Genomic DNA, 12,631 nt, shown 5'->3' with positions numbered 1-12,631 from the left:
TTATAGCCAAACCATCGCAAGCCTCACAGAGCGAGAGTTCACTGTGACCCAGACGGCCCAAAACCCACTCAACCAAATCGCAGAGATAAGCACAACGAATCCTGGCAAAAAAGGCTTAGCACCCGATGCTATGGATTTGGGCTATACGGTTCGATTGGACTTGGGGCAATCGTTATCCCCAAACATTGGTTTGTCTTCGGTTCCAAAGGTTCCAGTTGCAAGACAAACCTATTCTCTCTTCCAAGCAAACTCTCAGCTCAAAGTGGAAACCTCTGTAACAGAAGTGGATGTGGCAAGCACCTTCCAAAAGACAAGCAATGGGATTTACCAGTACAGCCAACTCCTTTCCATGAATGAGAACAATGACCGGTCCGCACTCTTTGAACAAAGGAGGATGATCAACCAAAATGCATATAACATTGATTGGGGGGCAAGGTCCGTAGCTCGTTTTGATGACAATGGTAATCTTGAAGGGGATGCTAGATTCAAAGACATCCTTACCATTCTCACAGACACAAAGAAGTCCAAACCTCTCATCGACTCCTGTATGGCAGATACCAAGAAGTCCTACCAAGATTGTTTTAACAAAGTTCATGGCCAAACTCTCGATAGACTGATAAAGATAGATGGAAGCCTCCGCTTTGAAGATGGGATGATCGTTCGTTCTCTTACCGAAAATGAGAGTAAGCTCCTTGGTCTCTCTCCGATCCAAGATCCAAAACAACCAGACGCTAGGCATGGAATCTGTTATATCAATCCTAATGACCCAGAGTGTGTTGCCTTGAAGTTACTAAGAAAGGACTTCGATGTGGATTTTAACGAGAGCACACGAGTCGCGACCTTCACCAAAATCATCAGCAATGGCAAAATTGGTGGCCGCAATGCCAAAGGAGAATACATCAGCGGGACGCAAGCAGAACGCAGAAGTATGTATCTATCGAGTGTAGATCCAGTTATGGCTCCGAAAGGCAAAGACCTCTTTGACATCTGGGGGAATGATGATTGGAAAGATGTGGAAGCACAAAACATGGCTGTCAACCAAACATTTTACAGCCGTAAGCTTACAGCTGATTCTAAAACCATCCAAAGCTCTGTTGCCTCTATCTTAAAAGTAGAATCAGAAAATGATGCCAAGTTCCGCAAAGCAAAACAAGACCAAGAAGCCCAAGATTCCCTCATCAAAGACCTGATCATAGCCTACATCTCGGGTGGGATGGCTGGTGTCAAAGGAGCCATCAAAAGTAAAGTAGAAGATAAAATCAATGCAAGCCTTGCCGAAGCCTGGGCACGAGCCTCAGGTGCCGACGAAGACCAGATCTCTATGCTCGCGGATGCTGTGAGTTTTTTGCGTGGGAAGGTGCAGGAAAAGAAAATCAAAGATAGAGCTAATTCGTTTTCCACAAACAATCCTTTGCGTGCGATCGAAAACTCTTTTGCAAAGGTTAATAGTTTTGCCAACAACGTTTCGGGAGGTTTGACGGGAACGATGACAGGCCTTATGGTCTCGGCAGGAACCACCATAGTCAAGACGATGGCTAAAGCGACGGATTCAGTATTTAATGCCGTTGGACCTGGGGTTGCAGCAACGATCAATCCGATGTTAACTGTAACAGGTAAGGTGATGCAATCTACTTCTGATTATCTGGACAAACAACTTCCAAAAATGACTGGAGGAAAAGACGCGATCAGTGCCATACGCGCCAATGAAAAAGGCCTCATCCAAAAGTATGCAACGACAGCACTCGCGACAAGCGCGGGACTCCCACAGGAAGTGGCATCCAATATCATAGGAGATTACGTTGGTTCTCAGGCAGCAAAAAAAGCAAGACGTGCTGTCGCCTCTAATCCTTTAGGAAATGTAGCATCACAGATTGTCGGTGTTGCAGGTGGAATTATCAAAACTGCGGCTGCTGGATTGGGTATGAAGGAAAGAGACCTCCAGCAGGTCTTTAGCCAAGGGAATCGGATTGCGAATGCGGGGAGTCTTGATTCTTCCACTGCAGAGATTCAATCCGAAGCCATGATGAACCAGATGTTCGGTATGAAGTCATCTGCCTTAAGTTATACGTCATCCACACCCACACTCAAAGACAAAAATGGATTTACGAAGGAACTCTTCCAAAGAGAAGCCGTTAAACAATTATCAGTTGGCATGAGTGAAAATGAAAGAGCCATCCTAAATTCCGCTTTTCGCGCCAATGTCAGCAAACGTGAGCAGAGTAGGGCAGACAAAAAGGCGCAAAAAGAAGCGGCAAGGTCAACAGCGATTACAGTAATTACAACGGCAGTTTCTTTTGGTGCCCTATCAGCGCTAGGGCCCTTAGGTTCAGCTATCCAATCTGGAATCAATGCGGTCGGCAATGTTGTATCTGCAGGTATCAATGCGGTAGGTGGGGCAATTAGCTCTTTAGCACCGACACTCGGCAGTATTGCAAGTAATGTTGGGTCTTTCTTGAATGTGGCAGCTGCGTCAGCACCTCAAGTGGGAACAGCTGCGATCCAAACCACAGTGCAAGTCATTGATGGAAGCCGCAATGGACCAGAGGGTATGTTAGCTGGTCTTGCCAATGGAGTTCTGAGTTATTTTGGTAAATCAGGTTCATTCGACCTCGGTGATGTAACCTCAAGTCTCGGGCCAAAATTAGGAAAATTTCTCAGTCACTCGGCAGTCGGAGTTGGTGTTACCTATGACAAACAAAACAAATGGGGAGCTATGATCGGACTTGGTAGCGGATCGGTGAATGCCAATATAAGCTTTTCTGAGAAAGGAAATACTACCATATCTGGTTCCGCCGCACCCATTCCAGGCATGGAGAAATTACAATTTACCGCAAGCACAACGACAAATGGCTCTACCTCCATTGGAGTCAATGTGAACGCCGGGAAAGGCCCAAGGGAAGGCTGGAATGTGGGAGCCAATTACGATATCAACGGGGGAGGCCTATCTGGATCTATAGGGTATACAGACCCCAATACAGGCCTAGGGCTAACATCTACCATTGATCAGTATGGTCTCTCCACTTCAGCCCAGTTGAATGGGATTAACCTTGCGACCAATGGACCCAATGGCTTTGTGATGGAAGAGATAAACTGGGCCGAACAAAATATCAACTTAGCGCAAGATAGGACAAATCGATTGCAAGAAAGGGCCAATCTCATTGCAGACGGAGTGCCACCAGCCGTTGCCGAACGTATCATGAATGCGCAACTCAATAATGAGACGTTGTCAGAGTCTGACCAGGCACTTGTTAACCGAGCTCAAGAACGTCAAATCTTACGGGATGCCGGCAAGTCCGATGAGGATATCAATAAAATGAGCCCAGGGGAAAGGGGAGACCGCGTGGCCGACTTATCCAAACCTCGTCCCTATGACCCAGAGACAATCGCCGTCAGTGCAGCGGCAAGCATAGGAACCTTCTTTGCAGGAGCTTTTGCCTTTGCCGGAGGTGGAAATGCAAACAATGGAGGAAACCAAACACCGACAAACAACCCTGCAGTTGCCGAACGACCTGTACGGATGAGGAAAGAAGAGGAGGGGGATAGTGAAGTCGAGGTAGATAGGGATGGGATACGATTAGATAATAATGAACGCCCTGTTTCTTTAGTTGATGCTACTGATAGAAATCCGTTTAGCCAGTTTTTTGTTCCCGATGGATATCAAAACGGTTTTTATGATCCTAGACTCGATCCTGACTATCGTCGACCTGGCCAAAGTGATGAATCTGAAGAAACTATAAACCACGTCATTGATCGCAATACGAGAGGAATTTATAAACTTAGCGAGGAACAGCTAGAGACTTATAGAGAAAAGGAAAAAAACCTTGATAAAAAACTCAAAGCTTCTGAGCCACCAATCAAATCAAAAACGGAGAATTTGTTAGCCTCGGAAGAAAATGAGTTAACGAATCTTCGTAAAAAGAGAACAGAATTAACTGAGGCTTTTAAACAAAAAATGAGGAATGATATACGCAATAGTTCCTCGGATTCTCCATATAAGGAAAGTGCGGATTTGGCAAAGGTGCGCAAAGTATACGAAGCTGAACTTGCAAAGTTAGATAAAGGAATCAAATCACTAAACGCCAAAGCGGATATTCCATTTAAGACACCTGTTAAACCATCAGATATTGTGGCTGAAGCAACAAGCCGAACAAACTATGAAAAGATAATGGGTCTCTCAAAAGATGAGGCTATCCAAAGAAATCGAGAACTAACGGAAGAGAGAGCTTTAAAAGGTAAGGTGGACAAGGATCTGCAAGACCAACGTTCCACGATAGACGGATTAAATAAAGCAGTCAAATTATTGGAGGAAAAACAATCTTCTAGCAAACTTTCGGAAGCTGAAAAAACTAGACTAGGATCTGAAAAGAAAAATCTCCAAGAAACAGTGGAAAGAGAGCGACAAGTATATGCTGACAAATTAGCAAAGCAAGAGTCTGTCTATAAAGAGGCATTTGAAAAGAAAACGAGAGAGTCCAAAGAGATAATCAACAAAATCTATGATGATCAAATCAAAATCAAAGAGACGGAGCTAGAATCGAAAAAGGATAGTAAAGAAAAAACTGATATCGATAGAGTTAAAAAATTAAAGGCAGAAATAGCCCAACTGGAAACGAATAAAAATACGGCGATCGATTCAATTGATAATAAGTATAAATCCAGTAAGGTTATCGTAATGGATCAGCCACAAGATGCCATCCCAGATAGGTATGCGAAATTTCATGATCCAAAAGCATTGATTGATCGCCATACGAAAGCGAATTTGGAGTTTATCAATGAAAAATTGTATTCTGAAGATAAACCGGATTTTACAATGAAAGACCTACCTGGAAATCCACCTCGTAAACAATTGATCATAAAAGATAGCAACGGTCTTGAAAGTGGTGTCATCATCTTAGGAACGGAAAGTGTAAATCAGCATAATGATTATGGAGAGAAAGTTGTTGTAATCTCTGATCGTTTAGAAGATATTCCAGCTGGTCATTGGGATTCTGATCTCGGGAAGTATGTCTATATACAAGCTGGAGGTAACACATGCCAATCGTATACATTGTTAGGGCAAATGGTGCAAGAAGGTGTTAAATTTCGCGACAATTCGGATATGGGAAGGAAGCTGATACATGAATTGACAAGGCTCCAATACCAAATGGGAGAAACAGGGAATATGTCAAAAGATACAATTAACGCCTACAATAGAATTTTAGATCAATTTGGGTTGAAGGCTAGAAATATCATGGATGATAAAGCAATCAAAACGATTGAAGATAAGCACAATGCCATCAAAGAACAATTGAAAAAAGGAAAGATCGTGAATTCGGGAATGTATTTGGATGCGCCGCCAGCGGAACCTAAATATAATGAAAAAGGTGAGATAAAAGAACCTTCCCAAGGTCATAGAGTGAACATCGTCGGATTTGATGACGAAAGAGGAGAATGGATCGTAAACGATTCTAATAGAAAAGATCAGCTAATACGATACCCATATGGTAACTATGAACTCGGAAATCGTTGGTCTACCGTTTTGGAGAAAAAATAAATGAAACGTTTATTTCTATTTTTTGCATTTATGGCATCATCAGTATTTGCGGGTGATGGTGAGGACTTAGAAAACGTTCGGAAAAAAATAGAAAAACAGAATAATGGTTTTATGACTGGAACATTGATTACTTCAATAGAAGACAACTGGTTCTATGGTGTACATTATTATAAAAACGATGGTTCTTTTAAGAAGCTATTAACGCTAAAAGAAAGAGAAGAAATTATCGAAAAATTTGGTGATCGGCGAAGATGGTTTGTGAGCAAATGGCAAGGCAAGCAACCTGCAATCTATGTTTCTGCCGATTATGTCCCAGCATTTTATAATCAATCAAGTCAAAAAAATAACAAGCTAACAACCGATTTGAAAGATCATTTTGATTTCTATTTTAAGAATTATTGCGAATTTGATGGAGTAGTTGATACTCGTTATGCGCGGATTAAGAAGATGCGGCTTACCTATTTCGACGCACCTTATACTGCTATAAACAATATGATGAATATTAAAGTTGTAGGTAATTTCAAGAAAATTATCAGTTACGATATTGATATCAAAGAAGACGATAATGTCATTGATGCGATGCAAACATACTATCCAATTAAACCGACGACCTTATTCGGAAATATTTTTGCCATCCAGTTGAAGGTATTAGAAGTATATCCTGGAGAGAAAGAGATGCCACTCTGCACATCCGATTATTATATGGGACGAAAAGGCTTGGGAACTTACGATGAGATTTTAAAACAGATAGATGAGTTGCCGGAACTTAAAGGGAAGAGGAATCCGTATTAAGCACTCCCCCGCACCACCGACCGAAGCGTATATCCTTTGCAAAGCAAGGATTGGAGCGAAGAGCGGGATCGATTGTTGAAAAACGTCACGATCCACTAACCCTTCCGAGGTGCCTGACTCTTTCTGTCCTCCGTATTCTGGCTATTCTTTTGGCGTAGAAAGTGGTTCCATAAAAGTGAGCTTTGGAGAATTCTTGATCAACAAGTTCAGAAATGCAGATGTTGCCTTCGGAGTTAACACAGCTCCCGTATTAGATCAGAATGGAATGCGTGGCTACAATTCCGAATTAATCAAGAGATATGACGTAAAAGGCGTTAAGATGAAAAATGATTTTGAAACAATCGGAGTTGGCGCTGATGGCAAGATAACTGGAGTGACAAATCCAATTAGTGTGAGTGGTGTAAAGTCTCATTTAGACAGCATACCGCTCTCTGAAGGTGATGTCACATTGCAGATATATGGTGATACAAATGAAAACCAAGGAGCGAATCATTATTTTGTTGTAAAGCGAATCAATGGAGAATGGTATAATTTGAATAATAATGGTAAACGAGACCAGGTAACAGGATTGCCACCTAAATTGGATTATGGGCAGATAAGCCCGGACAAAGGAGTAAAGGTATATGGAATTTTTAAATAAGTTTAGAATCACAGTCAGCTGTCTAATGGTTTCTTTAATTCCAATAAACTGTCAAAAATTTGAAGAAATAAGTGACAAAGAGCTTTCAAAATTCGATGGTATTTACGATTTCGAATTCAATAATAGTTCATTTGAAGAGAAGTTTGATGAAACTAAGAAAATCAAATTTCATTACATATACAATTGTGCAGAGATCAACACTGAAAGTAAGCAACTAATCATTCAGCTAACTAAAAATACAGAAAAGGTCTTTTTTGACATAAAAAAAGTCGATGATACTCACTGGGTTTTTATTTCCAAACAGGGAATCATGGATGGAGATTTAGGTCTCTCTTACGGACAACATCGCGAAATTGGATTATCCTTTACCGATGTAAAGGGAAGGAAAAGAACGACATCGATTAGTGCAATTGGGGATAAAAGCCTCGAGGCATGCATTGAGCGAAACAATGCAAATTATGACAATGAAATCCAATTTGTGAAAGAACAGAACAATGATGGGGAGAAGTAAAGAATTCCTTAAATCCCCCGCACCACCGATCGACCGAGCGCCCTCGTCGAGCGAAGAGCGGGATCGGTTCCACAACGGGATTTTTCACCCACTTTTTAGTCCGAGGTGCCCAAGCCTCTTCTCCCCTATAAAATAGGCAAAACCAAAAAGACCTGGCCTCGAAACCTGCTTGACAACATTTCATCATATGATGAAATGAACGAGTATGTTGGATGAAAGCTGTGACTCTCACGAACACCGTCCCGTGGCGGAGCTACTCGTTGATCTGAGCCCTTTGGCCTTGGAAAAAGCGGCCCGCCTCTTCCGCGCTTTGGGAGATGAGGCCAGACTCTCGCTTTTGGTTCGTTTGGCAGAACGAGAGGCTTGTGTCAGTGAGATCGCTGAGTCTACCGGGGAGGGTGCATCCACCATTTCCCAGAGGCTTCGGCTTTTGCGCGGGGAGGGGCTCGTAAAACGGCGGAGAGAGGGCAAACACCTCTACTATTCTCTCGTAGACGAACACATACAAAATTTACTAGCGAATGCCATAGACCATTCGCAAGAACCAAGAAGGAGCTAAGTATGAGCCACCACACTCACGAAAACCACAACCACGTCCATGGGCCCAATTGTGGGCATACTGCCATCCAACATGGCAGCCATATTGACTATGCCCACGATGGCCACTTGCACCACAACCACGAAGGACATTATGATGAGTGCGCAATTGAAGTTGGCGCAGAAAACCCAGCTACGTGTACCTCAGGACACAGTTGCACAGGCCATGATGCCTCCCATGTGCACGGACCTGGCTGTGGGCACGAAGCAATCCCTCATGGCGACCATATTGATTATCTTGTGATGGGGCATTTACACCACCAACACAACGGACATTGTGACCACCACGGTAAACTTGAGTTAGTTGGTTAATCCCTCTTTTCTAAAATGGCAAAGCCACATGTCTGTGGCTTGTCAGAGAATTCTTGAGAACTGAATGGATGGCTAGGCAGAGGATTGTGTATTGGTTAAGGCGCAATAGAAAAGAGATACCGTTCAATGACCGCTTTCAACTTTGCTTTGTCTAGAGGTTTGGTTAAAAAATCATCCATGCCAGCCCCTTTGCAGAGACTTTCTTCTTCTTTTAGGGCAGCAGCTGTTAGGGCGACGATAGGCACATGGCTACCTGTCTTTGATTCTTCACTCCGAATTAACTTAGTGGCTTCGATCCCATCCATAACAGGCATCTGCACATCCATTAGAACCAAATCAGGCCTTTCGAGTAGATAAGCATCCACAGCCTCACGGCCATTATGTGCCTCAATAATCTTGGCATTGGGAACCAAATTTTTTAAAAGAAATTTCACTAGGAGTAAATTGGTGTCCACATCTTCCACAGCCAAAATCTTAAATTTTACATTTTGTTGGTAGCTGCGTTTTGCCTGGTCTTGTTTGGGCTTTTCCATATCCAATTGAGGATTTGGCGAATGAATCGCACATAGGAAACTGAACAAATCATTTGCTTTTACAGGTTTTGTTAGCTGAAACCGTATCCCAAGCAAGTCACATTGTTTTTGCAATTCGGCATCATCGGAAGAGGAATGCAGTAGGATAATAGGTAGCCTTTCTTTTGGTATGCCCAAGGTATTTCGGATTTCGGACACAGTCGCCAAACCATCTAACGATGGCATATGGTAATCACAAATCAGGACATCGAAGGAATCTTCTTTGAGTTTCTCAATCGCATCTATCCCTCTCGCCACAGAAGTAGTTGCCAGTTTCCAAGATTCCAATGTCTTTTCTAAGATATAGCGATTGTGTGCATTGTCATCAACAATGAGACAACGTTTGATTTTGGAAAGAGCGGTCAGGTCGCGTGCCTCACCATGTAAAACATTGGTTTCAAACGCAAAAGAAAACGTACTACCTTCGCCCAAGGTACTTTCCAGTTTGATTTCTGTTTTCATCTCTTTTGCGATCATATTGGAAATGATCAAACCCAAACCAGTTCCGCCAAACTTCCGTGTAACGGAGCTATCGGCTTGCGAGAATGCTTTGAATAACTTTTGTTTTTGTTCGTCTGAAATCCCGATCCCAGTGTCTCGAATGGCAATGGAAAATACCCCCCTTTCTCCTTCTGTCTTCTGAAACCTGACCTTGAGTTCGACCTCTCCTTCTTCAGTGAACTTAACAGCATTGCCAAGAAGGTTAACTAACACTTGTTTGAGCCGGATGGGGTCTACAAAGGCAAATCGCGGTATATCCTGTTCGATATCTAAAAGGATTTCCAAATTTTTATTGCCAGCGGAGTATTTAACGATGTCCACAGCTGTCTCGAATAACTCGAGTATGTCGCACTGGATGGATTCCAGCTTCATCATACCCGCTTCAATCTTCGAAAAGTCAAGGATATCGTTGATGATATCCAAGAGTGCATTCCCAGAGGCATTGATGATCTCAACGTGTTTTCTTTGGATGGGGGATAGTTCCGTTTGGTTCAACAAATTCGCAAATCCAAGCACTCCATTGAGGGGTGTCCGGATCTCATGGCTCATATTGGCTAAAAATTCGGACTTCGCTTTGCTTGCTGCCTCTGCTGCGATTTTTGCATCATTGATTTCTTTTTGGATCTGCAGACGTTTTGAAATGTCACTAAACCAACCATAGGCGAGTCTTTTACCATCGGTAGTCTGGAAAAAATTTGCGGTGATTTCTACTGGTACTAACCTACCACTGGCAATTCGGTGTTGGCTTTCGAAACTCATTCGTCGCCCACGGCTCAAGTCATCAATCCACTCCTCGAGCCTGTCAACAGGAAAGACAGGGTCCCAATCCCGGATCCGCCATTTGTAGATATCTTCCTTTCTTGCACCAAAGTGTCGTTCGGCGGCTTCGTTGACATAGACCATTCTCCCTTGCTCGGAGAGATCCAACATATAAAAACAATCTCCAGAATCTTCAATCACACGCCGGAAGAGCTCCACTTGAGCAAGAGTGTTTTTTAAGTCCTCTTGTGCCTTTTTTTGTCCGGTTATGTCTTGGAAGGTTCCATAAATGCGTAGGCATCGGCCCTCTCTCATTTCAGGAATGCCGATAGTGCGCACCCAAATCGTTTTGCCTCGGTAAGTAACAAACTCTAATTCTTCATCATAGGGTACACCGTGTTCTACACAATCGTGAAAGACTTCCTTGATCCTTTCTCGGCTCACACCTTCTTTATAAAAATGTAAACTGCTCTCTGGATTTGGTACATAGCCCAGAGGCACCTCATGGATTTCCGCTGTAACTTCGGACCAAATCAGCTCTTGGTTTTGTAGATCCAACTCCCATCCACCCACACGAGCTACCTTACTTGTTTGGTCTAAAAAGTCCTTGGTGCGGCGGAGTGTTCGTTCGAATTTTTTGCGTTTGGTGATGTCTTGGTGGGTACCAAACATCATCAAAGGTTTGCCATCTTCCGTCCAAGAAAAGACTTTGCCTCGGTCATGCACCCATACCCAAGACCCATCCTTGTGCAACATCCTTGCCTCAAATTCATAGAATTCGGACTTTCGTTCGAAACAATGTTGCAGGAGACGATTGGACTCTGCTAAATCATCGGGATGGACTAACTTCGCCCATGTTTGGATGCTAATGGGCTGGAGTTCTTCTAAACTGTAGCCAACGATTTCCGCCCATCTTTCATTGAAGATGGTTTCTCCGGTTTGCACATTCCATTCCCAAGTCCCGACATTTGTGCCTTCGAGTACTGAGTAATAACGATTTCTAGTATCTATAATGTCTTGGATGGGCCTTGCTTCTGCCAAAACAAATTCTACATATCCCTTTTCATCATAGATAGGTTTTAGGCTGAAGATAACGGTTGTAACTTGGCCATGCGAAATTAAATTGGCAACTTCATACACAATCCGTTCGCCAGAAAGTGCCTTGGAGAAATTGTTTCGGAGATTGTTTTTGATTTCAGAGGAGACATTCCACCAATGTGTATCCCAGAGTGGTTTTCCGAGCACCTCTTGCTTTTGTATCCCAGCAGTTGTGAGAGCCGTTTCATTAATGTCTAGGATCTCGCCTCTTTGGTTGAGAAAGCTGGTAAAGGTATATGTTGAATTGAAAATACCTTTGAACTTTAGCTCACTTGCTTTGAGTTCTGTGATGTCTTGAAAGCTTCCTACCAAATTTCGATTTAAAAGTTTCCCAGTGCTCCTAACCCATTTTTGGTTTCCTTTGGCCGTGATGAAACGACAGACAACGTCAAAGGAGCTATTGTCCTCGATTGCTGTTTGGATAGCAGTCGTGATGATGGCCCTATCATCTGGATGGTAAAAATTGATACCAGTTTCCACAGAGGGAATGTGTTCGTGTCCCACCTCATGGATGTGGTAGACTTCTTCTGTCCAGAGCACCTTCCCTGTATCTAGGTTCACTTCCCAAGATCCGATTTGATTGGTTCTCTCGGTCTCTTCCAAGAGAGCTACATACTTTTCTAAATTGTTTTGAATCGTTTTTTGGTTTTGATTGGCTCTTCGTAATTCTAATAAATGGATGACTTGTCTTGAGAGGCTTCGTAGAAGCTGGATTTGTTCTTCGTCCAATGCCTTGGGTTGATCATCTAGCACACATAATGTGCCTATTGCATGTCCTTTCTCTGTTAAGAGCGGAATGCCTGCATAGAATATGACTTGTAAAGGGCCCGTCACCAAAGGGTTGTCAAAGAAACGCTCATCTTTACGTGCATCTTGAACGATAAAGGCTTCTTCTGGAAGGTTGATGGCATGTCCGCAAAACGAGACCTCTCTGCTAGTCTCTCGTTCTTCTAATCCATGGTGGGATAGAAACCATTGTTTGTCTTCGGTCACCAAAGATACCAAGGCAACTTTGGTTCCACAAATCCTTGCTGCCATTTGGGTCAGGAAGTCAAAATCCGCTTCTTCCTCTGCACCTAAAATAGCAAAGGAATGTAAGTCGCGGAGTCTTTCTGTCTCATTGGATGGGATATCGGGGGCTTTCATGGCAAAGGGCTGGGAATCCTAATTATCCCAAGGTCCATGGGAATCCTTCCAAGAACTCTGTCCACAAGAGAATCTGGTTCTGTATACGATAAAGAACTGGGAGGACATGTGTATCACTTCCTTTCCTTACTTTAGACGGAAGCAAAACGAAAAAAAATCAGGAAGGAAAT

General features: G+C 43.0%; 7 protein-coding genes. 6 read left to right on the top strand and 1 reads right to left on the bottom strand.

The features are described 5' to 3' along the window. The first annotated feature begins 43 nt into the window (after nt 1–43). The 6 genes from DI060_RS19185 to DI060_RS19065 all read left to right on the top strand — a co-directional run bounded on the left by DI060_RS19185 (nt 44) and on the right by DI060_RS19065 (nt 8,385). The gene (locus tag DI060_RS19185; protein WP_244594371.1) at nt 44–5,533 is read left to right on the top strand and encodes a hypothetical protein; all 5,490 of its coding nucleotides are present in this window, start codon (nt 44–46) and stop codon (nt 5,531–5,533) included. After that, nucleotides 5,534–6,325: a hypothetical protein gene (locus DI060_RS11040; RefSeq protein ID WP_108976553.1), complete on the top strand. Its 792-nt coding sequence runs from the start codon at nt 5,534–5,536 to the stop codon at nt 6,323–6,325. Between the two features lie 193 nt (nt 6,326–6,518). Continuing rightward, a complete protein-coding gene (locus DI060_RS11035; protein ID WP_135355045.1) occupies nt 6,519–6,965 on the top strand; it encodes a hypothetical protein in 447 nt (148 codons plus the stop codon). Next, nucleotides 6,949–7,476: a hypothetical protein gene (locus DI060_RS11030; RefSeq protein WP_108976551.1), complete on the top strand. Its 528-nt coding sequence runs from the start codon at nt 6,949–6,951 to the stop codon at nt 7,474–7,476. Before DI060_RS11035 ends, DI060_RS11030 begins: the two co-directional genes overlap by 17 nt. Nucleotides 7,477–7,681: 205 nt before the next feature. After that, nucleotides 7,682–8,035, top strand: coding sequence for an ArsR/SmtB family transcription factor (locus tag DI060_RS19070; RefSeq protein ID WP_209452032.1), 354 nt, complete (start codon nt 7,682–7,684; stop codon nt 8,033–8,035). 2 nt (nt 8,036–8,037) lie between these two features. Next, complete coding sequence (locus DI060_RS19065) at nt 8,038–8,385, top strand: hypothetical protein (protein ID WP_209452031.1); 348 nt, start codon at nt 8,038–8,040, stop codon at nt 8,383–8,385. 95 nt (nt 8,386–8,480) lie between these two features. On the opposite strand, the gene DI060_RS11020 is transcribed toward DI060_RS19065, so the two are convergent. After that, nucleotides 8,481–12,461 (bottom strand): PAS domain S-box protein, encoded by a 3,981-nt coding sequence (locus DI060_RS11020; protein WP_108976550.1) that lies wholly within the window; start codon nt 12,459–12,461, stop codon nt 8,481–8,483. Between the last annotated feature and the right edge of the window lie 170 nt (nt 12,462–12,631).

This window comes from Leptospira ryugenii (assembly GCF_003114855.1).
Lineage (GTDB): Bacteria > Spirochaetota > Leptospiria > Leptospirales > Leptospiraceae > Leptospira_A > Leptospira_A ryugenii.
This window is presented reverse-complemented; position numbering and strand designations above follow the sequence as displayed.

Bases quoted from the DNA above. Each gene is read 5' to 3' on its own strand.
- DI060_RS11040 (WP_108976553.1), top strand. From the start codon at position 5,534: ATGAAACGTTTATTTCTATTTTTTGCATTTATGGCATCATCAGTATTT.
- DI060_RS11030 (WP_108976551.1), top strand. From the start codon at position 6,949: ATGGAATTTTTAAATAAGTTTAGAATCACAGTCAGCTGTCTAATGGTT.
- DI060_RS19070 (WP_209452032.1), top strand. From the start codon at position 7,682: ATGTTGGATGAAAGCTGTGACTCTCACGAACACCGTCCCGTGGCGGAG.
- DI060_RS19065 (WP_209452031.1), top strand. From the start codon at position 8,038: ATGAGCCACCACACTCACGAAAACCACAACCACGTCCATGGGCCCAAT.
- DI060_RS11020 (WP_108976550.1), bottom strand. From the start codon at position 12,461: ATGAAAGCCCCCGATATCCCATCCAATGAGACAGAAAGACTCCGCGAC.